This window comes from Streptomyces griseoluteus, from assembly GCF_004784465.1.
GTDB lineage: Bacteria > Actinomycetota > Actinomycetes > Streptomycetales > Streptomycetaceae > Streptomyces > Streptomyces griseoluteus.
The window spans coordinates 102976-125043 of the sequence record NZ_SRRU01000011.1; the positions used below are offsets into that span (position 1 = coordinate 102976).

At 71.5% G+C, this 22068-nt stretch carries 19 protein-coding genes; 14 read left to right on the forward strand and 5 right to left on the reverse strand.

Annotated features, from left to right (window positions below):
* Nucleotides 1-41 precede the first annotated feature (41 nt).
* Nucleotides 42-980, reverse strand: a complete 939-nt coding sequence (locus E5082_RS27060; RefSeq protein ID WP_135793876.1) for a GlxA family transcriptional regulator — start codon at nt 978-980, stop codon at nt 42-44.
* Between the two features lie 194 nt (nt 981-1174).
* Between E5082_RS27060 and E5082_RS27065 the strand changes: the two genes are divergently transcribed.
* Genes E5082_RS27065 through E5082_RS27075 form a run of 3 tightly spaced genes read left to right on the forward strand, consistent with a single transcriptional unit; the run spans nt 1175 to nt 2694 of the window.
* Nucleotides 1175-1864 carry a DJ-1/PfpI family protein gene (locus E5082_RS27065; protein ID WP_135793877.1) on the forward strand — a complete coding sequence of 230 codons (690 nt, stop codon included), beginning with the start codon at nt 1175-1177 and terminating at the stop codon, nt 1862-1864.
* 45 nt (nt 1865-1909) lie between these two features.
* Entirely contained in the window at nt 1910-2227 is a 318-nt protein-coding gene (locus tag E5082_RS27070; protein WP_135793878.1) for a hypothetical protein, read from the forward strand.
* The gene (locus E5082_RS27075) at nt 2224-2694 is read left to right on the forward strand and encodes a DUF2269 family protein (RefSeq protein WP_135793879.1); all 471 of its coding nucleotides are present in this window, start codon (nt 2224-2226) and stop codon (nt 2692-2694) included. Before E5082_RS27070 ends, E5082_RS27075 begins: the two co-directional genes overlap by 4 nt.
* Before the next feature lie 147 nt (nt 2695-2841).
* On the opposite strand, the gene E5082_RS27080 is transcribed toward E5082_RS27075, so the two are convergent.
* Both E5082_RS27080 and E5082_RS27085 read right to left on the reverse strand, forming a co-directional pair.
* Entirely contained in the window at nt 2842-3234 is a 393-nt protein-coding gene (locus E5082_RS27080) for an ester cyclase (protein WP_135793880.1), read from the reverse strand.
* A 196-nt stretch (nt 3235-3430) separates the two neighbouring features.
* Nucleotides 3431-4036 carry a TetR/AcrR family transcriptional regulator gene (locus E5082_RS27085; RefSeq protein ID WP_135793881.1) on the reverse strand — a complete coding sequence of 202 codons (606 nt, stop codon included), beginning with the start codon at nt 4034-4036 and terminating at the stop codon, nt 3431-3433.
* 148 nt (nt 4037-4184) lie between these two features.
* On the opposite strand from E5082_RS27085, the gene E5082_RS27090 reads away from it, so the two are divergent.
* The 4 genes from E5082_RS27090 (at nt 4185) to nrfD (ending at nt 10915) form a co-directional block, all read left to right on the forward strand.
* The gene (locus tag E5082_RS27090) at nt 4185-5156 is read left to right on the forward strand and encodes an aldo/keto reductase (protein ID WP_135793882.1); all 972 of its coding nucleotides are present in this window, start codon (nt 4185-4187) and stop codon (nt 5154-5156) included.
* A gap of 397 nt (nt 5157-5553) precedes the next feature.
* Nucleotides 5554-8844 carry a formate dehydrogenase gene (gene fdh / locus E5082_RS27100; RefSeq protein ID WP_229918982.1) on the forward strand — a complete coding sequence of 1097 codons (3291 nt, stop codon included), beginning with the start codon at nt 5554-5556 and terminating at the stop codon, nt 8842-8844.
* Nucleotides 8841-9860 (forward strand): 4Fe-4S dicluster domain-containing protein, encoded by a 1020-nt coding sequence (locus E5082_RS27105; protein WP_135793885.1) that lies wholly within the window; start codon nt 8841-8843, stop codon nt 9858-9860. Before fdh ends, E5082_RS27105 begins: the two co-directional genes overlap by 4 nt.
* Nucleotides 9857-10915: an NrfD/PsrC family molybdoenzyme membrane anchor subunit gene (gene nrfD / locus E5082_RS27110; protein WP_135793886.1), complete on the forward strand. Its 1059-nt coding sequence runs from the start codon at nt 9857-9859 to the stop codon at nt 10913-10915. The genes E5082_RS27105 and nrfD overlap by 4 nt, the downstream gene beginning before the upstream one ends.
* 2 nt (nt 10916-10917) lie before the next feature.
* Here nrfD and E5082_RS27115 read toward each other — a convergent pair whose 3' ends face one another.
* Entirely contained in the window at nt 10918-11646 is a 729-nt protein-coding gene (locus E5082_RS27115) for a MerR family transcriptional regulator (RefSeq protein ID WP_167514152.1), read from the reverse strand.
* A gap of 207 nt (nt 11647-11853) precedes the next feature.
* Between E5082_RS27115 and E5082_RS27120 the strand changes: the two genes are divergently transcribed.
* The 3 genes from E5082_RS27120 to E5082_RS27130 are packed head-to-tail and all read left to right on the forward strand — an operon-like array spanning nt 11854 to nt 14741.
* The gene (locus E5082_RS27120) at nt 11854-13320 is read left to right on the forward strand and encodes an amino acid permease (RefSeq protein WP_135793887.1); all 1467 of its coding nucleotides are present in this window, start codon (nt 11854-11856) and stop codon (nt 13318-13320) included.
* Nucleotides 13321-13362: 42 nt separating this feature from the next.
* Nucleotides 13363-13848, forward strand: a complete 486-nt coding sequence (locus tag E5082_RS27125; protein WP_135793888.1) for a macro domain-containing protein — start codon at nt 13363-13365, stop codon at nt 13846-13848.
* Nucleotides 13845-14741, forward strand: coding sequence for a PfkB family carbohydrate kinase (locus tag E5082_RS27130; RefSeq protein WP_135793889.1), 897 nt, complete (start codon nt 13845-13847; stop codon nt 14739-14741). Before E5082_RS27125 ends, E5082_RS27130 begins: the two co-directional genes overlap by 4 nt.
* A gap of 12 nt (nt 14742-14753) precedes the next feature.
* On the opposite strand, the gene E5082_RS27135 is transcribed toward E5082_RS27130, so the two are convergent.
* Nucleotides 14754-16244: a M1 family metallopeptidase gene (locus E5082_RS27135; RefSeq protein ID WP_135793890.1), complete on the reverse strand. Its 1491-nt coding sequence runs from the start codon at nt 16242-16244 to the stop codon at nt 14754-14756.
* A 173-nt stretch (nt 16245-16417) separates the two neighbouring features.
* Between E5082_RS27135 and E5082_RS27140 the strand changes: the two genes are divergently transcribed.
* From E5082_RS27140 to E5082_RS27155, 4 genes are all read left to right on the forward strand, one after another.
* Nucleotides 16418-18361, forward strand: a complete 1944-nt coding sequence (locus tag E5082_RS27140; protein WP_135793891.1) for a Xaa-Pro dipeptidyl-peptidase — start codon at nt 16418-16420, stop codon at nt 18359-18361.
* A gap of 62 nt (nt 18362-18423) precedes the next feature.
* Nucleotides 18424-19251: an MOSC domain-containing protein gene (locus E5082_RS27145; RefSeq protein ID WP_135793892.1), complete on the forward strand. Its 828-nt coding sequence runs from the start codon at nt 18424-18426 to the stop codon at nt 19249-19251.
* Between the two features lie 132 nt (nt 19252-19383).
* Nucleotides 19384-20406 (forward strand): oxidoreductase, encoded by a 1023-nt coding sequence (locus E5082_RS27150; RefSeq protein ID WP_135793893.1) that lies wholly within the window; start codon nt 19384-19386, stop codon nt 20404-20406.
* 13 nt (nt 20407-20419) lie between these two features.
* Nucleotides 20420-22060, forward strand: coding sequence for an ABC-F family ATP-binding cassette domain-containing protein (locus E5082_RS27155; RefSeq protein WP_135793894.1), 1641 nt, complete (start codon nt 20420-20422; stop codon nt 22058-22060).
* Nucleotides 22061-22068: the final 8 nt, after the last annotated feature.

The window sequence follows — 22068 nt, forward strand, 5'->3', positions numbered from 1 at the left end:
GCGCTTTCCGGGCCTGGGTCCCGGAGGGCGCCCCTCGTCGTTCAGGCGAACGTGCGCCGGTAGGTCTGCGGGCTGACGCCGGTGGTGCGCTTGAAACGGTCGCGGAAGGTGGTGGGGGAGGCGAAGCCGACCTGATGGCCGATGCGTTCGACGGAGTGGGCCGTGGTTTCCAGCAGGTGCTGCGCCTGGCGGATGCGGGCGCGGTGCAGCCATTGCAGCGGGGTGGTGCCGGTCTGGTCGCGGAAGCGGCGGATCAGGGTGCGGGTGCTGGTTCCGGCCCGCTCGGCGATGTCGGTGAGGGTGAGGTCGCGGGCCAGGTTCTCCCGCAGCCAGGTGAGCAGCGCCTCCAGTTCGGAGCCGTGCGGTGTCGGCACGTGGTCGTGGACGATGAACTGAGCCTGACCGCCCTCCCGTTCGAGAGGCATCACCGACAGGCGGGCCGCGTCGGCGGCGACGGCCGAGCCGTAGTCCCGGCGGATCATGTGCAGGCACAGGTCCAGGCCGGCGGCCGCGCCCGCCGAGGTGAGGAACTGGCCGTTGTCGACGTAGAGGACGTCCGGGTCGACGTCCAGGGCCGGGTGGGTGGCGGCCAGGAGAGCGGCCGCACCCCAGTGGGTCGTGACGCGCAGGCCGTCGAGGAGCCCGGTGGCGGCCAGGGAGAAGGTGCCCACGCAGATGGAGGCGATCCGCGTCCCCGCGGCCGCGGCCGCCCGCAGTGCGTCCCGCACGGCCGGCGAGAGCGGGGCGGTGGGTTCCGCGACACCCGGCACGATGACCGTGTCCGCGCCGGCGAGACCCTCCAGCCCCCAGGGGGCGCGTACGGCGAAGGCTCCGGCATCGATCTCGTCGCGCTCGGCGCACACCCGGACCTGGTAGCCGGGCCGCCCGTCCGGCAGGCGGGTGCGGGAGAACACCTCGATCGGGGTCGACAGGTCGAACGGGATCACCTGGTCCAGCGCGAGGACGGCGACGGTGTGCATGGCAGGAACGTACCTCTCCGCCGCCGTGACGGCGTCGCTCTCTCCCCCGGAAAGCCCATCCTCAGCGACATTCCGAGCCCTCCGGAAGCGTTTGGCATTTTCCCGTCGAAGCCTGTCACAAGTGCCACTGGGCGAGCGTGGCGGCACCCGGTTGACTTCGGGTGTCCGCAGGAGAACGACCCGAGGGAACCTTCATGCACGTCCAGATCATCCTGTTCGACGGCTTCGACCCACTCGATGTGATCGCTCCCTACGAGGTGCTGTACGCCGGCGGCTCGGCGTCGGACGGCGCGGTGACCGTGGAGCTGGTCTCCGCGGAGGGCTCTCGTGAGGTGATCAGCGGCACCGGAGGGCTGACGCTGCGCGCCACGGGCGCCGTCGACCTGGAGCGCGCGGACCTGCTGGTGGTGCCCGGCGCCTCCGGCCGGGTGGGTGAACCCGGCGAGGTTCCGGCGGAAGAGGCGGGCGCCGGTGAGCGGAAGCAGGACGAGTTCATCCCGGTGCTGCTGGGCCGCACGCTGGCCACCGGGCTCCCCGCGCTGCTGAAGCAGGCCATGGCCGATCCGCGCATCACGGTCGCCGCCGTCTGCGGCGGCTCGCTCGTCCTGGCCATGGCGGGTCTGCTGGAGGGGCGTCACGCGACCACCCACCACCTGGGCCTCGACCTGCTGGACGCCACCGGCGCCCGCGCGGTCCGCGCCCGCGTCGTGGACGACGGAGACCTGATCACCGGGGCCGGCGTCACCTCCGGGCTGGACCTGGGCCTGTACCTGCTGGAGCGCGAGGTGGGCCCGCGGATCGCGCACGCGGTCGAAGAGCTCTTCTCCCACGAGCGGCGCGGCACTGTCTGGCGGCCCCGGGGCCGGACGCCCGCCGCCCTCTGAGCACCCGGCTGCTTCCCCCCTCGCATCGTCAGAAGGAAATTCAGCATGTCCGTCGAAGGCACCTGGCACCTGTCCGTCTCCACCCCCGTGGGCAAGATCAAGGCCGTGGTGGAACTCCGGGAGCGGGACGGCGCCCTGACCGGCGTCGCCCGCGGAGCCGGCGAGGAAGTACCGCTGAGCGGCATCACCCTCGACGGCGACCGGCTCACCTGGAAGCAGGCCGTCACCGAGCCCCTGCGGCTGAACCTGGCGTTCGACGTCACGGTGGACGGCGACACCCTTCGGGGCGTCTCCAGGGCCGGCCGCCTCCCCTCCTCCAAGGTCACCGGCGAGCGTCGGCCGGAACGGGAGCACCAGGCATGACCAAACTCCTCCTGTCCCTGCACGTACTGGCCGCCCTCGTCGCCGTCGGCCCGGTCACCGTCGCCGCGAGCATGTTTCCCGCGACGCTGCGACGCGCCCTCGGCGACCCCTCCGACGGCGACGCCCGCACGACCCTGCGGACACTGCACCGCATCTGCCGCGTCTACGCGGTCATCGGCATCGCCGTTCCCCTGTCCGGCCTCGCCACGGCCGGCAGTCTCGGCGTCATGGGCGATGGCTGGCTGATCGCCTCGATAGTGCTGACCACGGCGGCCGTCGCCGTCCTGGCCGTACTGATCCTGCCCGCCCAGGACCTCGCGCTGGCCGGGACGGCCGGTTCCGCCCCACCGACGTCGACTCCATCGACACCACAGCGGCTCGCCATGCTCACCGGCGTCTTCAACCTGCTGTGGGCCACGGTCACCGTCCTGATGATCATCCGCCCCGGCTCCACCACGGGGGCGTGACCTCGCGCCTGCCTCTACCGAGTCACGGTGTGGGGCTGGGTCTGGAGCCGTTCGCGGAGGTCGATGAGCCCGGTTCGGTCGCTGTTCCGCCGCCGGCAGAACAGCGTGCGTGTCCCTCGTGTCCCTCTGAAATACGGGGGCCGAACGCTAGGCACCGAGCTGCCGCCTCAAGGTCTCGGCGTCGTGCAGGGCTGTCATGTGCACGAACCGCCCGTCACGAACCTGATAGATGGCGTACTCGACGATCTCGAACGAGGCGCCGGTCGGAGTCACGCCGAGCCACTCCTTGGCGGGCGTGCCCGTGTTGGTCAGACGGGCGGCCAGGCGATCACCGTCGACCGCGGTTTCCCGGGGCTCCCAGTGGAAGTCCGGGACCGCGTCGATAGCGTGGTTCAGCACCTCGATGACCTGGTCCCGAGTGGCCGGCTCGCCGTTCAGGGTGGTCTCGTCGTTGATGAATTCGTCCATGCGGGAGATCTCGTGGGCGTTGAGCGCCCCGATGTAGCGCAGGTAGAACTCGCGCAGGTCGGTGTCGGACATGATCTCCTTCTTCGGCCCCCGGAGCGGAGGTCATGCTCGGTTTTCGTGGCCCTTGACGGTTTTGTCGCGGCGGTCCGGGCAGGGGAGGAACCACTGCCCGAAACTTCTGTGCCGGACGGTACCGAAGTTCTGCCGCCCCGTCACGGCCCTCATCGTGCGGAGACGGTCTCACCGGGCGGGCGGAGGGGTGCAGCCGCTATGCAGGCCAGCCGAGCAACGCCGTGTCGACGATCTCATCGAGCTCGGCAGGACCGAGGCCGTTGGCGGCCTGCACTGCGATGCCGAAACCCATCGTCATGATGAACCGGGCAAGACGCCGTGGGTCGGCGTCGCGCGGAAGATCACCCTCGTTGACGGCGCGCCGGAAGCGCTCCTCGAGGCGGACCCCCGCGTCGTTGCGCCAGTCGACCAGCAGGTCGTGGACGGCCTGGGTCTCGTCGCTCGACGCCAGCGCACCCTGCACGGTCAGACACCCGGAGGGGCCGCCGGGAGGGGTCGTGGTGCGGACCGCTCCGCGGAGGAACGCCGAGGCCACGGCCCGTGCGGTGGGCTCTTCCAAGGCGCGCGTGGCGTAGGCGGCCGGCCCTGCGCCGTAGCGCTGGAGGGCCTTGCGGAACAACTGCTCCTTGTTGCCGAAAGCCGCGTACATGCTCGTCTTGGTGATCCCCATGGCGCTGGTCAGTTCAGCGAGGCTCGAACCTTCGTACCCTCGGGCCCAGAACACCCGCATCGCACGTTCCAGCGCCTGGTCGATGTCGAATTCTCGAGGCCGGCCCATGACGGCCCTGCGGGAGTCACCCATACCACAACCGTACCACTCGGTACAGATCCACGCTGACCAGCAGTTTCACCCCCACAAGGTGGCGAGCGCAGTTCAGTACCGGGCGGTCTTGATGTGTTAGAGTTCTGCACCGAACGGTACTTAAGTCAGGGGAAGGGAAGTCCGCGCCATGAAAACCGTGTCTCTCGGCAGCCTGAAGGTCTCGCGCATCGGTCTCGGAGCCATGGGAATGTCGGCGTTCTACACCGGCGCTGGCCAGTTCGACGACGAGTCGATCCGCACGATCCACCGCGCTCTGGACCTCGGGGTCACCCATATCGACACCGCTGAGGGGTACGGCCCCTTCATCAACGAGGAACTGGTCGGCCGGGCCTTGCAGGGGCGCCGGGACGAGGTCGTGCTGGCGACCAAGTTCGGACTGATCTCCCACACCGGTGGCATGTCTCCGGACAGCACCCCGGCCAACGTCCGCCTGGCCGTGGAAGGATCACTGAAGCGCCTGGGTACCGATCACATCGACCTCTACTACCAGCACCGGGTGGACCCCGGCACGCCCATCGAAGAGACCGTTGGCGCGCTGGCCGAACTGGTGGCCGAGGGCAAGATCCGCCACATCGGCCTGTCGGAGGCCGGCCCCGCCACGATCCGCCGCGCTCACGCCGTGCATCCGGTCAGCGCGGTCCAATCCGAATACTCCCTGTGGACCCGCGACCCCGAGGCCGAGATCCTGCCTGTCCTGCGCGAACTGGGTATCGGCTTCGTGCCGTACTCCCCGCTCGGCCGCGGCTTCCTGACCGGCAGCATCCGCTCCCTGAACGATCTCGACACCGACGACTGGCGCCGTACCAACCACCGCTTTGCCGACGGCAACCTGGAACGCAACCTGCGAATCGTCGACGAGGTCCGGGCCGTGGCCGCCGAGATCGACACCACGCCCGCGCAGGTCTCCTTGGCCTGGCTGCTCGCCCAGGGTGAAGACATCGCGCCCATCCCCGGCACCAAGCGAGTCGCCCGGCTTGAGGAGAACGCCGCCGCCGACCACATCGAGCTCACTGCCGGCCACATCGCCCGCCTGAACGACCTGCCCCGCGCCTCCGGCGAGCGCTACGACGCGGACAACATGGCCGCCGTCAACCGCTGATCGAAGCGCGGGGAGGGCGTGCCAGCACGCCATACTCACCCCGAAGCTGTATCGAAAGGGCGGCCCTGCAGGCCTGGCGGCCGGCGGCGATCAGCGTGCTGAACCTCTTCCTCGTCGGCCGGCTGCTGAGGGACTGACCCGTCGGCGGTTCGAACCCCTCCCGCCAGGACGCCCCGCCACCGGCGACCCGCGGAGGCGCACTGCAGGACGTACCCCTTACTTGCCGCCACCGCGCTCGCGAAGGCGCCCAGCCGTGAAGCGGCTACTGAGAGACGTATCCGGCCACCGGCCGACGCCGTCGTCGCGGCGGTGCCTCGCCGCCCGACGTCGACTTGCACTTGGTCCCCGCGCTAGTAGCGTCGAGCAAGGCGTATGCCACCCATGAAGGAGCGAGCGTATGGGTCTGGAACGGTGGATCGGTCGGTGGCCCGTGTACCGGCAGCTCACCGGCCCCGACCGGCTTGGCCGGGGCAAGGCGGCCGAGTCCCCGCGCTCGGCAGCTCTCGGACCCCGCACCGACCGCGCGGACCGTGTCGCGGACTCCGTCTGTCCCTATTGCGCCGTGGGCTGCGCGCAGCGTGTCTACGTCAAGGACGACCGGGTCATCCAGATCGAGGGCAACCCGGACAGCCCGATCTCGCGCGGCCGGCTGTGCCCGAAGGGATCCGCCAGCAAGCAGCTCGTCACCGGCCCGCAGCGGGAGCAGAAGGTCCGCTACCGTGCGCCGTACGCCACCGAGTGGCAGGACCTCGATCTGGAGACCGCCATGGAGATGGTGGTCGACCGGGTGCTGGACGCCCGCCGCAAGGGCTGGCAGGACAGCGATGCGGACGGGAGGAAGCTGCGCCGCACCATGGGCTTCGCCGGTCTGGGCGGGGCCACGCTGGACAACGAAGAGAACTACCTCATCAAGAAGCTGTTCACGGCCCTGGGCGCGTTGCAGATCGAGAACCAGGCCCGTATTTGACACTCCGCCACGGTTCCCGGTCTGGGAGCCTCGTTCGGACGTGGCGGTGCCACGGACTACCAGCAGGACCTGGTCAACTCCGACTGCATCATCATCATGGGCTCGAACATGGCCGAGGCCCATCCGGTCGGCTTCCAGTGGGTGATGGAGGCCAAGGCACGCGGCGCCAGGGTCATCCACATCGATCCGCGCTTCACCCGGACCAGCGCGCTGGCCGACCAGCACGTCACGCTGCGGGCCGGCACCGACATCGCGTTCCTCGGCGGCGTCATCAACCACATCCTGTCCAACGACCTCCATTTCGAGGAGTACGTACAGGCGTACACCAACGCCCCCTTCCTGCTGAGCGAGCGTTACCAGGACACCGAGGACCTGGACGGCCTGTTCAGCGGCTACGACCCGCACACCGCCTCCTACGACTCCTCCAGCTGGACGTACGAGGGCGTCGAGGCCGAAGAGCGCCCGGGGAGGCGTCACAAGGAACAGGCCGCGCCCGACCAGCACGGCTCCGGCGGCCCGGTCATCGGGGGAGCCGTCGGAGACATCGCCGCCGACCCCACGCTGCAGCACCCACGCTGCGTCTTCCAGGTGCTCAAGCGGCACTTCGCCCGCTACACCCCGGAGATGGTCGAGCGGATCTGCGGGGTGCCCCGGGACCGGTTCCTGGACGTGTGCCGGGCCTGGACGGAGAACTCCGGCCGGGAACGCACCGCCGCGCTGGTCTACAGCGTCGGCTGGACCCAGCACTCCGTCGGCGCCCAGTACATCCGGACCGCTTCGATCATCCAGCTGTTGCTGGGCAACATCGGCCGCCCCGGCGGAGGCATCTACGCCCTGCGGGGGCACGCCAGCATCCAGGGCTCCACGGACATCCCGACCCTGTTCAACCTGCTGCCCGGCTACCTGCCGATGCCGGACATCACCCAGGAGAACCTGGCCGACTACCTGGACGGAGTTCGCCGCCCTGACCAGAAGGGGTTCTGGGGCAACGCCGACGCCTACATGATCTCCCTGCTCAAGGAGTACTGGGGCGAGGCGGCGACAGCGGACAACGACTACTGCTTCGACTACCTGCCCCGCATCAACGGCGATCACGGCACCTACCGCACTGCCATGGACATGGTCGACGGGAAGATCTTCGGCTACTTCCTGCTCGGTCAGAATCCCGCGGTCGGGTCAGCGCACGGCCGCCTCCAGCGCCTCGGCATGGCCAACCTCGACTGGCTCGTCGTCCGCGACCTGACCATGATCGAGAGCGCCACGTTCTGGAAGGACGCCCCCGAGGTCGAAACCGGGGAGATCGTCACCGAGCGCTGCCGCACGGAGGTGTTCTTCTTCCCCGCCGCCTCGCACGTGGAGAAGGCCGGCACCTTCACCCAGACCCAGCGGATGTTGCAGTGGCGGGACAAGGCCGTCGAACCAAGCGGCGACCAGCGGTCGGAGCTGTGGTTCTTCCACCACCTCGGCAGGCGCGTCAAGGACAGACTGGCCGGCTCGACCGACGACCGCGACCGGCCCGTGCTCGACCTTGCCTGGGACTACCGCACCGAGGGCGACGAACCGTCCGCGGCGGACGTGCTGCGCCACATCAACGGCATCGACCTGCGGACCGGCCGGACCGTCGGCGGCTACCCCGACCTCAGGGCCGACGGCAGCACGGCCTGCGGCTGCTGGATCTACAGCGGCGTGTACGCCGACGAGACTAACCAGTCCCGGCGCCGCAAATCCCGCTTCGAGCAGGGGCCCTACGACGCCGAGTGGGGCTGGACCTGGCCGCTGAACCGGCGGGTGCTCTACAACCGCGCCTCCGCCGATCCGCAGGGCAGGCCCTGGAGCGAGCGCAAGGCCCTCGTCTGGTGGGACGAGGACCGCGGGGAGTGGACCGGACACGACACCCCGGACTTCGAGAAGGACAAGCCGCCCCACTACCGGCCTCCCGAGGGCGCATCGGGGCCGCAGGCCCTCAGCGGCGAGGACGCGTTCATCATGATGTCCGACGGGAAGGCGTGGCTGTTCGCGCCCACCGGCCTGGCGGACGGCCCGCTGCCCACCCACTACGAGCCGCACGAGTCGCCCGTGCGCAACCTCCTCTACGGCCAGCAGGCCAATCCCACGAGGAAGGTCTACGGGCGCCGCGACAACCCCTCCAACCCGGCTCCCCCCGAGGCGCACGGGGAGGTGTTCCCCTTCGTGTTCACGGCGTCGCGGCTCACCGAGCACCACACCGCCGGGGGCATGAGCCGCCAACTGCCGTACCTGTCGGAGCTGCAGCCCGAGCTGGTCGTGGAGGTGTCGCCGGAGCTGGCGGCCGAACGCGGCCTGCGCCATCTGGACTGGGCCCACGTGATCACCAGCCGGACCGCGGTGGAGGCCCGCGTCTTCGTCACCGACCGGATGGCGCCGCTGCGTGTCGAGGACCGGACCGTCCACCAGATCTGGATGCCCTACCACTGGGGCAGCGTCGGCCTCACCACCGGCGACGTCGTCAACGACCTGATCGGAGTGGTGGCCGAGCCGAACGTGCTGATCCAGGAGAGCAAGGTCCTGACGTGCGACATCCGGCCCGGACGACGGCCCAGGGGACCCGCCCTCCTCGAATACGTCCAGGACTACCGCCGCCGGGCCGGGATCACACCGCAAACCGGCACCCGCATCGCGACGACGGGCGACGACCACAGGCCCACCCACACCGAGCCCCACCGGGGGGAGGATTCCCCATGACGGACGAGCACAGCCTGTACGGCCCGCTCGAGGACCCCGCTGCGGACGCCGGCCACCAAGAGCACCCGCCCAGGGTCGGCTTCTTCACCGACACCTCCGTGTGCATCGGCTGCAAGGCGTGCGAAGTCGCCTGCAAGGAGTGGAACGACGTCCCGGAGGACGGCCTCGACCTGCTGGGCATGTCCTTCGACAACACCGGGATGCTCGGCGCGAGTTCCTGGCGGCACGTCGCCTTCATCGAGCAGGAACGCCCACTGGGACGACAGGACCCCGGCCTGTCCGACCTGCCCACCGGGCCCTCGGCCGCCGAGCACACCGCCGAGGTCGTCGCGGACGGCCTGCGGGACGCGCCCCGGGGCGGAGGTGAACTGGGCACCGAGCCCGTCGACCTGGGCTTCCCCTCCTTCGAGCTGCCCGGCGCCGGTACCGGCTCGGAGACCCGTACCGACTTCCGCTGGCTGATGTCCTCCGACGTGTGCAAGCACTGCACCCATGCCGGATGCCTCGACGTCTGCCCCACCGGAGCGCTCTTCCGCACCGAGTTCGGCACCGTGGTGGTGCAGCCCGACATCTGCAACGGCTGCGGCTACTGCGTGTCCGGCTGTCCCTACGGGGTCATCGACCGGCGGCCCGACGACGGCCGGGCCTGGAAGTGCACCCTGTGCCACGACCGCCTGCGCGGCGGCCTCGAACCCGCCTGCGCCAAGGCCTGCCCGACCGACTCCATCCAGTTCGGGCCGCTGGACGAACTGCGGGAGCGGGCCGACCGGCGACTGGAGCAGCTGCACGAGGCGGGCGTGGGCGAGGCACGGCTGTACGGGCGCGATCCCGAGGACGGAGTGGGCGGCGACGGCGCCTTCTTCCTGCTGCTCGACGAACCGGAGGTCTACGGACTGCCGCCGGACCCCGTCGTGCCCACGCGTGACCTGCCGTCCATGTGGAAGCACGCCGCGGTGGCAGCCTCCGCTCTGCTCGCGGCCACCGCCGCCGTCTTCATCAGGGAGGGTCGCCGATGACCGACGACGAGCCCCTGCGCGAGCCGCGCAGCGACGCGGGCGCCGCCGACCTGCATGCGCCCACGTTCGGCGCGGGCCGCGACCGGCACGACGACCAGGGCGTCGTAGCGGACTCGGAGTTCCGCTCCTATTACGGGCGGCCGGTACTGAAACCGCCGGTGTGGGAGTGGAAGGTGCCGGCCTACCTGTTCACCGGCGGCGTGTCGGCCGGTGCCGCCCTGCTTTCCGCCGGCGCCGACCTGACCGGCCGTCCGGCCCTGTGCCGCGCCGGGCGCCTGGGCGGCTTCGGTGCCCTGCTGGCCAGCAGCTACCTGTTGATCGCAGACCTCGGTCGTCCCGAACGCTTCCACCACATGCTGCGGGTGGCCAAGCCCAGTTCACCGATGTCCGTCGGCACATGGATCCTTGTCGCCTACGGACCCGGCAGCGGCCTGGCCGCCATGACCGAGCTGCTGCCGGGCTCCCTGCGTGCCATGCTGCCCGGCCGCCTGCCGGCTCGGGTCGGCCGGCTGGCAGGACTGTCCTCGGCCGCGGTCGCCCCCGCTCTGGCGTCCTACACCGCGGTGCTGCTCTCCCAGACGGCTGTGCCCGCCTGGCACGAGGCACGTCGGGAGCTGCCCTTCCTGTTCACGGGGTCCGCGGCGGCGAGCGGCGCGGGGCTCGGAATGCTGCTGGCCCCCGTGCACGAGGCGGGCCCTGCCCGACGGCTCGCGGCCCTCGGGGCCGGTGCGGAACTCGTCGCCGCCCGGCTGATCGAACGCCGACCGGCCCTGGAGACCACGGCCTACACCAGAGGCCGGGCCCACCGGCTCCGCCGGGCATCCGAATACCTCACCCTCGCCGGTGCTCTGGCCGCCGCCACCGTCGCCCGCCGCAGCCGCCCCGCCGCTGCCGCCGCCGGGCTCGCCCTGTTGGCCGGCAGCGCCCTTCAGCGGTTCGGCACCTTCGACGCGGGCGTCGCCTCGACCAAGGACCCGGCCTACGTCGTGGTTCCCCAACGTGCACGTCTGAACGCCCGTGACGGGCAGCACCGCCATGGTGACCAGGCCGAATGACGTTACACCTGGTCCTCGGGGCCGCGCTCCTCGGCGTCCCCCAGCCACTCCCTGACCTCCTGCCGCAGTGACCGCTGGAACGTGGTCAGGAGGGCCTGGACGACCAGGGGCTGCATGTGGGCGGAGAGGGTGCGGACGTCCCTCGGGGTGTGTTCGGGGACCGCGTCGCGCAGGAGGGTCGAGAGCTCGCGGGCGGCGGCGCGGGAGTGATCGAGGAGGGTGGTGCGGGCGGCGAGGATGACTTCCTGGGAGAACGGGAGGTCCAGGAGCTGTACGGCGAGGCGCAGCAGACCGGAGTCGACGCGGTAGGCACCGTCCGGCTCGGCGGGGGCCAGGACGTCCATCGCCGTCAGGCGCCGTACGTCCTCCTCCGTCAGCCGGCGCCCCGCGCGGCGGTCCAGCTCGGCGCGGCCGACCGTCTCCACCGCTTCCGGGGCCCAGGAGGAGACGACCGCCCGGTGCACCGCGAGGTCCTGGGCGGTGAGGCCGGCCGGGAGCCGGCTGATGTACCGCTCGATCGCCGCCAGCGTCATCCCCTGCAGCCGCAGCTCCTCGATCAGCGCGAGCCGGGCCAGATGCTCACGGCCGTACCGGCCGACCCGGCGGGGGCCTATCTCGGGCGGCGGGAGCAGTCCGCGGGTGCCGTAGAAGCGCACCGTGCGCACGGTGACGCCGGACCGCGCGGCCAGCTCGTCGATGGTGAGGGTGGGGTCCTCGGCCTCGGTCGTCATCGCAGCAGTATCGCTGTCGCAGCAGGAGTGTGAAACCCGCGAAGGTCATGTGAGAAGTGCCGCTCTGTGACGTGGACCATCGCATATCGGGTGATCTCTCTGGGAAGCTGCTGCCTTGGTCTGTACCGCGACACGATCGTGTGGGCGGGCCGCCCTGTAAGGAACCGGCCCCTCGTGGTCCGGGAGTACCAGAGAGTGGAACGACCCGTGAGCAAGGACGCCGTCGACTCGGCCCCGGCCGCTGCCACCACGCAAGCGGCCCAGACGCCCGCGGACGCGGGCGACGCCGGTTACAGCAAGGACCTCAAGGCCCGCCACGTCAACATGATCGCCATCGGCGGCGCCATCGGCACCGGCCTGTTCCTCGGAGCGGGCGGCCGCCTGCACAACGCGGGCCCCGCGCTCGCCCTGGCCTACCTGGTCTGCGGAGTCTTCGCCTTCTTCGTGGTCCGGGCGCTGGGCGAGCTGGTCCTGTACCGCCCCTCCTCCGGGTCCTTCGTGTCGTACGCGCGCGAGTTCCTCGGCGAGAAGGGCGCCTATGTCGCCGGCTGGATGTACTTCCTGAACTGGTCGACCACCGGTATCGCCGACATCACCGCGATCGCGCTCTACACGCACTACTGGAGCATGTTCACGTCCATACCGCAGTGGGTGCTGGCACTCGTCGCGCTGGCCGTGGTGCTCGCCGTGAACCTGATCTCGGTGAAGATCTTCGGCGAGATGGAGTTCTGGTTCGCGATCATCAAGGTCGCCACCCTGGTGGGCTTCATGCTCATCGGCATCTTCCTGCTGGCCACCCAGCACGACGTGGGCGGCCACCAGCCCGGCGTCAGCCTCATCACCGACCACGGCGGGATCTTCCCGCACGGCATGATGCCCGTCGTCCTCGTGATGCAGGGCGTGATCTTCGCGTACGCCGCGCTCGAGCTGGTCGGCGTCGCCGCCGGTGAGACCGCCGAGCCCGAGAAGGTCGTCCCGCGCGCGGTGAACTCGATCATGTGGCGCGTCGGCGTGTTCTACGTCGGCTCCGTCGTGCTGCTCGCCCTCCTGCTGCCCGGCTCGGTGTACTCCGCCGACCAGAGTCCGTTCGTGACCGTCCTGTCCAAGGTCGGCATCCCGGCGGCCGGCGACGTGATGAACCTGGTGGTGCTCACCGCCGCCATGTCCTCGCTGAACTCCGGCCTGTACTCCACCGGCCGCATCCTGCGCTCGATGGCCACGGCCGGCTCCGCGCCGAAGTTCACCGCCCGGATGAACCGCAGCCAGGTGCCCTACGGCGGCATCCTGCTGACCTGCGCGGTCTGCGTGCTCGGCGTCGGCCTGAACTACCTCGTGCCCAGCCAGGCGTTCGAGATCGTGCTGAACGTGGCCTCCCTCGGCATCATCAGCACCTGGGTGATCATCATGGTCTGCCACATGATCTTCGTCCGCCGGGCCCGCGCGGGCCTGGTCACCCGGCCGCGCTTCCAGCTCAAGTTCAGCCCGGTCACCGAGATCGTCACCATCGCCTTCCTGCTGGCCTGTCTCGGCATGATGTGGAACGACCCCGAGGTGGGCCGCCGCACCCTGTACCTGATCCCGCTGATCGCGGTCCTGCTGGTCGCCGGCTGGTTCGGCGTCCGCCGCCGCGTCACCGCGAATGCCGAGCGGGAGCTGACCGACCTCACGAAGTAGCAGATCACGGCCACTGTCAGTGGCAGCCCCTACGGTGGCGTCATGTCGGAGATCAGCTATGTCCGGGGTGACGCCACCGCGCCATGCGCGGAGGGCGCTCGCGTGATCGCCCATGTCTGCAACGACATCGGCGGCTGGGGGAGGGGCTTCGTCTCCGCGCTGTCCAAGCGCTGGCCGGAGCCGGAGGCGGCCTACCGCGCCTGGTACCGGGGGCGGGCGGCGAACGACTTCGGGCTGGGCGCCGTCCAGCTCGTCGAGGTCGGCCCGCTCCTGTGGGTGGCCAACATGATCGGCCAGCACGGCATCAAGGGGCGCGGCAAGGGCGTCCCGGTGCGGTACGAGGCGATCGACACCGCGCTCGGCCGGCTCGCCGGCCAAGTGATCGAACTCGGTGCCTCGGTGCACATGCCCCGCATAGGCTGCGGGCTGGCGGGTGGCGAGTGGCCGCTCGTGGAGCCGCTCGTCGCCGGGCGGCTGGCGGGGCGGGGCATCCCGGTCACCGTGTACGACCACGGGGAGGGCGCATGACGGACGTGCTGGTGCTGGGCGGTGCCGGGGTGGACACCATCGTCCGCGTACCCGAGCTGCCGCTGCCCTTCGCCGACAGCTATCCCATCGACACCGGGGTGCACACCCGCGCCGGGCAGACCGGCGACTTCGTCGCGCTGGGACTTGCCGCCCTGGGCCTCGACGTCCACCACCTCGACCTGATCGGCGACGACCCCGAGGGCGACCTCGTCCGGGCACTGCACCGGGACCACGGCATCGCCCTGACCGCGCTGCCCCAGCCCGCCGGCACCAAGCGCGCCGTCAACCTGGTCGGCCCCGACGGCCGCCGCCTCTCCCTGTACGACACCAGCCGTGCCCGCCCCGGCGACCGCTTCCCCGACGAGGTGCTGCGCCCCCTCGCGGCAGCCGCCCGGCACGTCCACGTGACCATCACCCAGCCCTGCGCCGAGGCCCTGCCGCTGCTCCGGGAGACGGGCGTGCCGCTCTCCACCGACCTGCACGACTGGGACGGCGAGAACCCGTACCACGAGCCGTACGCCCTCGCCGCCGACGTGGTCTTCCTCTCCGCCGCCGCCCTCACCGACCCCGAGCGCACCATGCGCCGGATATCGGAGCGCGGCCGGGCCCAGGTGGTCGTCGCCACGGCGGGTGCCGAGGGCGCCCATCTGCTGGCCTACGGCGAGCTGACCCACGTCCCGCCCGCGACCCCGCCCGCCCCGGTGGTCGACTCCAACGGCGCGGGCGACGCCTTCGCCGCCGCCTTCCTCTACGGCCGCCTCGCCGGAGCCGACCCCCGGCGCTGCGCCCGCTTCGGCGCGACAGCGGGCGCGTACGCCTGCACCGTCCCGGCCACCCGCACCGACGCGATAGGCCGTGACGGCCTCCTCGGGGAGGGAGCCGTCACGGCCTAGGGCAGAGGGGGCTCAGTGCGCGTGCACGTCGTTCGTGGCCTCGATCTTCTTCCACGACTTCGGCTCCGCGACCTTCGCCGCCAGCGGCCGGGCCGACGAGTCCGAGCCCCGCGCGTCCGGCTTCGACGGCTGGAACAGCCAGGTGTCGAAGAGCGCGGCCAGCGGCTTGCCGGACACCTGCTCGGCGTACTTCTGGAAGTCGGCCACCGAGGCGTTGCCGTAGGCGTGCTCCTTCGGCCAGCCCTTCAGCACGGCGAAGAACGCGTCGTCCCCGATCTCCTCGCGCAGCGCCTGCACCGCCAGCGCGCCCCTGTCGTAGACCGCGAGGTCGAACTGCGCGTCCGGGCCGGGGTCACCGGGCTTGACGGTCCAGAACGGGTCCTCGGCCGGGTGTGAGGCGTACACGTAGTCCGCCAGCTCGCGCGTGGTGCCCTCGCCCTCGTGCTCGGACCAGAGCCACTGCGCGTACCGGGCGAAGCCCTCGTTGATCCAGATGTCCTTCCAGCCCTTGAGCGACACGTCGTCGCCGTACCACTGGTGGGCCAGCTCGTGCACGACCACCGAGGTGTTGGAGCCGGCCGCGAACTGCTTGGGGCTGTAGTAGACGCGGGTCTGCGTCTCCAGCGCGTACCCGGTGGTGGTGTTGGGGACGTAACCGCCCGCCGAGGAGAACGGATACGGCCCGAAGTAGCCGCTCAGCCAGTCCACCAGCTCACCGGTGCGCTCCACGCTCGCCCGCGCCGCCCCGTCGTTCGCGCCGAGGTCCTTGCTGTACGCGTTGACCACCGGCACCCCGCCCTCGGAGGTGGACGTGGTGATGTCGAAGCGGCCGAGCGCGAGAGTGGCCAGATAGGTCGCCTGCGGCTTGTCCTGGCGCCAGTTGTAGCGGGTCCAGCCCAGCTTCGAACTGGTCGACGCCAGCGTGCCGTTGGAGATCGCCTGGGTGCCGTCCGGCACCGCCACCGACACGTCGTAGGTGGCCTTGTCGCTGGGGTGGTCATTACTGGGGAACCACCACCAGGCCGCCTCGGGTTCGTCCGCCGCGACGGCGCCGTCCGGGGTGCGGTGCCAGGTGTTGAAGCCGTAGGCGCTCTTCGTGGAGGGCACCCCGCTGTACCGGACGACCACGGTGACCTGCGTGCCCTTGGCCAGCGGGGTCTTCGGCGTGACCACCAGCTCGTGCTCGCCGGACGTGGTGAACGTGGCCTTGATGCCGTTGACCCGCACCTCGCTGACGTCCAGCAGGAAGTCCAGGTCGAAGCTGGACAGGTCCTGCGTGGTCCTGGCCAGGATGGTCGCGGTGCCCTGCAGCTCGTCCGTCTTCGGCTGGTACTGGAGCCTCAGGTCGTAGTGCGAGACGTCGTAGCCGCCATTGCCGTACTTCGGATAGTAGGCGTCGCCGATGCCCGGCGCGCCGGGGGCGGACGACGCGGCCGATGCCGGGATCGCCAGCAGGAGGGAGGCCGCCGCCAGGGCGCTCGGCGCGAGGATTCTGCGGTGCACGTCAGCTCCAAGTCTTCTGGACAGGAAGTCTGTTCGGAGCCTATTCAGTGCCGGCCGCTTCTGGCGTGTCCACGGCCCCTGCTGTCACACGATCGCCATTCAGCCGTCACGCGTCCCGGTGACCGCCGAAAGGCCCTCTTCTGTACGGGTGTTGACGGAGGTAGCGTCCGCCCATGCCGATTCGCTCGATCTGGAGAACCCTCGCGGTCCTGGCCGTCGGTGCCCTGACGGCCGTCCTCCTCGCCCCCGCCGCCGTCCAGGCGGCACCGCGCGAGAGCAGGCCCGTCTACTCGTACGCCGACGCCGTCCGCGAGTCCGTCTGGGTGGACACCGGCCTGGACGAGGACGGCGACGGCCGCACCGACCGCGTCGCCGCCGACATCGTCCGCCCCGCCGAACCCGCCCGGCAGGGCCGCAAGGTGCCCGTCGTCATGGACGCCAGCCCCTACTACTCCTGCTGCGGCCGCGGCAACGAGAGCCAGCTCAAGACGTACGACGCGCAGGGCCACGTCGTGCAGATGCCGCTCTTCTACGACAACTACTTCGTGCCGCGCGGCTACGCGTTCGTCGGCGTCGACCTCGCCGGCACCAACCGCAGCGACGGCTGCGTGGACGTCGGCGGCCGCTCCGACATCGGCTCCGCCAAGGCCGTCGTGGACTGGCTCGGCGGCCGGGCCCGCGCCTACACCAGCCGCACCGGCGGCACGCAGGTGAAGGCGAGCTGGACCAACGGCGCCACCGGCATGATCGGCAAGAGCTGGGACGCCACCATCGCCAACGGCGTCGCCGCCACCGGCGTGAAGAACCTCAAGACCATCGTGCCGATCAGCGGCATCTCCTCCTGGTACGACTACTACTTCGCCCAGGGCGCCCAGCTCTACGACGGCGGCCCCGACGAACTCGCGGGGTACGTGGAGAGCGGACAGGCCCACTGCGCAGCCGTACAGAGGAAACTCGCCGACGGCAGCCCCGACTCGGGCGACTGGACCCGGCTGTGGACGGAGCGGGACTACGTGAAGGACGCGCGGAAGGTCCGCGCCAGCGTGTTCCTGGTGCACGGCATGCAGGACCTCAACGTCCGCACCAAGCACGTCGGCCAGTGGTGGGACGCGCTGGCGAAGCACGGCGTCGAGCGCAAGATCTGGCTGTCCCAGACCGGCCACGTCGACCCCTTCGACTACCGGCGCGGCGCCTGGGTCGACACCCTGCACCGCTGGTTCGACCACGAACTCCTCGGCTACGACAACGGCATCGACCGCGAGCCCATGGCCGACATCGAGCGCCACCCCGACCAGTGGACCACCTCCGCCGTCTGGCCCCCGCGCGACACCCGGACCACCACCCTGTACCCGGCCCGCGGCACCACGCCCGGCGTCGGCACCCTGGGCCCGGGCCGCGCCACCGGCACCGAGACCTTCACCGACGACCCGAGCCGCAGCGAGACCGACTGGGCGGCCGACCTCACCCGATCGACGCCCGACAAGGCCGCCTTCATCACCCCGGCCCTCACCGCCCCGCTGCGGATCTCCGGCTCCTCACGGGTGACCGTGACCGCCACCCCGAGCACCGCCTCGGCCCACCTGTCCGCCGTCCTGGTCGACCTCGGCCCGGACACCATCCGCGACTACGCCGACGGCGGCGAGGGCATCACCACCCTCACCGAGCGCACCTGCTTCGGCGCGAGCACGGCCGGGGACAGCGCCTGCTTCAAGGCCACCGCGGCCAGGACGGCCGACGTGGGCGCCACCGTCGTCAGCCGGGGCTGGGCCGACCTCGGCCACCACGCCTCGCCCGCCAAGGGCACCCCGCTCACCCCCGGCCACGCCTACACGATGACCCTCGACCTCGCCGCCACCGACCACGTCGTGCCCAGGGGACACCGGCTGGCCCTGGTCGTCGCGGGCACGGACAAGGACCTCATCGAACCGCCCGCCACCCGCCCCACCCTCACCCTCGACCTCGCCCGTACGACCGCCCGCATCCCGCTGAGCGGCGGCCCGGCCGCCCTGGACCGCGCCACCATCGCACCGCTCGCCGGGCGCACCCTCACCGTCGTCGGCACCCCGCGCTGCCTGACGGGCCACGGCGACGGCTGCACCGCGGACGCGGACAGGTAGACACCGCACCGGGCGAGGGTGCGACGATTGCACCCTCGCCCAGATCCACGGTCGGAGTGCTCATGCCTGTCGTCACCGCGCTGACGTACTACCCCGTCAAGGGCTGCGCCGGCGTCCCCGTCGACCAGGCGCGGCTGACGCCCGCCGGGCTCGCGCACGACCGCAGCTTCATGGTCGTCAGCGAGGAGGGCGTGTTCCGTACCCAGCGGAGCGACCCCCGGCTGACGCTGATCCGGCCGGACGTCACGCTCGACGGGACGCAACTCACCCTCCGGTCGGACGACTTCGAGCCGCTGGTCGTCACCGTCGACGCGTCCGGTCCCGCCCGGCCCGTCGAGCTGTTCGGCGCCCCGTACCGGGGGATCGACCAGGGCGACACCGTGGCCGGCTGGCTGTCGTCGGTGCTCGGCGCGCCCAGCCGGCTGGTCCGCGTACCGCCCGACCACGACCGGGTCACCGACGGCAGGACGCCGGGCACCTCCGGGTACGCCGACAGCTCCGCCGTGCACCTCCTCTCCCGCGCCACGCTCGACCTGCTGAACGAGAAGCTCGGGGAACGCGGCGCCGGCCCGCTGCCGATGAACCGCTTCCGCCCCAACATCGTCGTCGACGGCTGGCCCGAGCCGCACACCGAGGACCGCGCCCACCACCTCACCCTCGGCGCGGCCGAACTCGGCTACACCAAGCTCGCCGTCCGCTGCGCCGTCACCACGGTCGACCAGGAGACCGCCGCCCGCTCGGGCCCCGAGCCGCTGCGCACCCTCGCCGGCTACCGCCGCGCGGCGCGGGGCGGGGTCGTCTTCGGGGCCAAGTACGCGGTGCTGCGCCCCGGCAAGGTGTCCGTGGGGGACGAGGTGGTCGTCGGGGAGTGGGGGGAGTCGGAGCGGTAAGCCGCCGTACGGCCCGTACGCCCTCGACCACGCGTACGCCCGCCGCCGGACAGGGCCGGTGGGCAGGCCGGGGCGGGGAAGCGAGCGCCTGTGCGGACCGCTGTACGGGCCGGACGTGGGAATACTCATCTCATGTCACCCGTCTACGCCACCTTCGGACTGGAACCGGCGACCCGTGTCGGCGCCGTGCTCGCCGACGGCGGCTACCAGGTCCACCGCGACTTCGTGGACTTCGTCGTCGACGGCAGCCCGCTGCTGTTCCGGCTCGCCGACCTCGACGCCGTGTCGCCGCTCGCCTCCGACCTCCCGCCCGCCGTCCTCGACACCCAGGTGCGCGCCCTGCTGCAGGAGGACGAACCCCCGCTGCCCGGCGGCCGGTTCGTGCTCTACGGCTGCCCGGAGTGTGCCGACCTGGGCTGCGGCGCCGTCACCGTCGTCATCGAGCGGGACGGCGACGACTACCGGTGGCGGGACTTCGCCTGGCAGACCGGCGAACACGTCGACCTCGACCGCGACGGCTACCACGGCACCGGCCCCTTCCACTTCCACGGCCCCGCCTACCGGGCCGCTCTCACCGCCCTGCTGGACGGCACCACTGCTGCCCCCTCGCGCCGGGTGCTGCTCATCGGCCCCCGCGCCGGCCTCCTCGCCAAGCTCGCGGCAGCCCTGCGCGGCATCGGCATCGGCGCCGACATCACCCCGGACGCCACCGACGTCCCCGCCAGGGAACTCAGGCAGTACGGGGCGGCGTTGACCGTCTCAGCGACCCAACGGGCGGCCCTGCGTGAGACGTTCGCCCGCACCGGCACCGCCCTCGTCGAGGCGCCCGCGCCGGTCGTCCCGGTCCTCGTCGCCCAGCTCCAGCAGGCCCTCGACCGCGCCCCGGACGACCGCCGCCGCCTCACCGCGCTGACCGCGACCCCGTACGCCGTCGAGATCGACGTGACCGCGCCGGGCCGCGTCCAGCTCACGGCGTACCGCGTCGACCGGCTCCGCCGCACCCATGTCCGGACCGTGCTGGACGCCGTGCTCGGCCCCGGCCACCACCGGCTGCCGCTCGACCCGAGGACGGTCAGGGGCGAGGCGTACCTGGTGGCCCGCACCTCCGGCGGGGTACTGGTGGCAGCGGTCAGGGGGGCGTCGGCCCGCGACTAAAATCGGCGTCCTGATGACTGCCACCCTCGTCGCCAAGAACCTCGCCGCCGGCCACGGCGACCGCTCCCTCTTCTCCGGGCTCGACCTCGTCGTCGCGCCCGGAGACGTGATCGGGCTGGTCGGCGCCAACGGCGCGGGCAAGTCCACGCTGCTCAAGATCCTCGCCGGGCTCACCGCGCCCGAGGAGGGCGAGCTGCGGCTCTCCCCGCCGACCGCGACCGTCGGCCACCTCCCGCAGGAGCCGGAGCGCAGGCCGGGCGAGACGGTCGGCGAGTTCCTGGCCCGCCGCACCGGCGTCGCCGAGGCCCAGCGCACCATGGACGAGGCCACCCAGGCCCTGGTCGACGGCGCGCCCGGCGCCGACGACGCGTACGCCACCGCGCTGGACCGCTGGCTGGGCCTCGGCGGCGCCGACCTGGACGAACGCGCCGAGGACGTGACCGGCACCCTCGGCCTCGCCGTCGGCCTCGACCGGCCCATGACCTCGCTGTCCGGCGGCCAGGCGGCCCGCGCCGGACTCGCGTCGCTGCTGCTCTCCCGCTACGACGTCTTCCTGCTGGACGAGCCCACCAACGACCTCGACCTCGACGGCCTGGAGCGGCTGGAACGCTTCGTCACCGGCCTGCGCGCCGGCACCGTCGTCGTCAGCCACGACCGCGAGTTCCTCACCCGCACCGTCACCAAGGTCCTCGAACTCGACCTGGCCCAGCGGCAGATCAACCTCTACGGCGGCGGCTACGCGGCCTATCTGGAGGAGCGGGACGTGGCCCGCAGGCACGCCCGCGAGGACTACGAGGAGTACGCGGACAAACGCGCCGCCCTCCAGGACCGGGCGCAGACGCAGCGCTCCTGGATGGACAAGGGCGTGAAGAACGCCCGGCGCAAGGCGGGCAGCGACAACGACAAGATCGGCCGCAAGTTCCGCAGCGAGGCCAGCGAGAAGCAGGCCGCCAAGGCCCGGCAGACCCAGCGGATGATCGAGCGCCTGGACGTGGTGGAGGAGCCCCGCAAGGAGTGGGAGCTGCGCATGGAGATCGCCGCCGCCCCGCGCTCCGGCGCCGTGGTGGCGACCCTCCGGGACGCCGAGGTCCGGCGCGGTGACTTCACCTTCGGCCCGGTCTCGCTCCAGATCGACTGGGCCGACCGGATCGCGGTCACCGGAGCCAACGGCGCGGGCAAGTCCACGCTGCTCGGCGCGCTGCTCGGCAGGGTCCCGCTGGACTCCGGCGACGCCACGCTGGGCTCCGGGGTGCTGGTCGGCGAGGTCGACCAGGCCCGCCGGCTGTTCCACGGCTCCGAGTTGCTGCTCGACGCCTTCCAGGCGGCCGTCCCGGACACCGAGCCGGTCGAAGTACGCACCCTGCTGGCCAAGTTCGGCCTGAAGTCGGACCACGTACTGCGTACGGCCGCGTCCCTCTCGCCCGGCGAGCGCACCCGCGCCGCCCTCGCGCTGCTCCAGGGCCGGGGCGTCAACCTGCTGGTGCTGGACGAACCGACCAACCACCTCGACCTGCCCGCCATCGAGCAGCTGGAGTCGGCGCTCGACGCCTACGAGGGCACGCTCCTGCTGGTCACCCACGACCGGCGCATGCTGGACGCGATCAAGGTGACCCGCCGCCTGGAGGTCGCGGACGGCAAGGTGACCGAACGCTGAACCCCGCC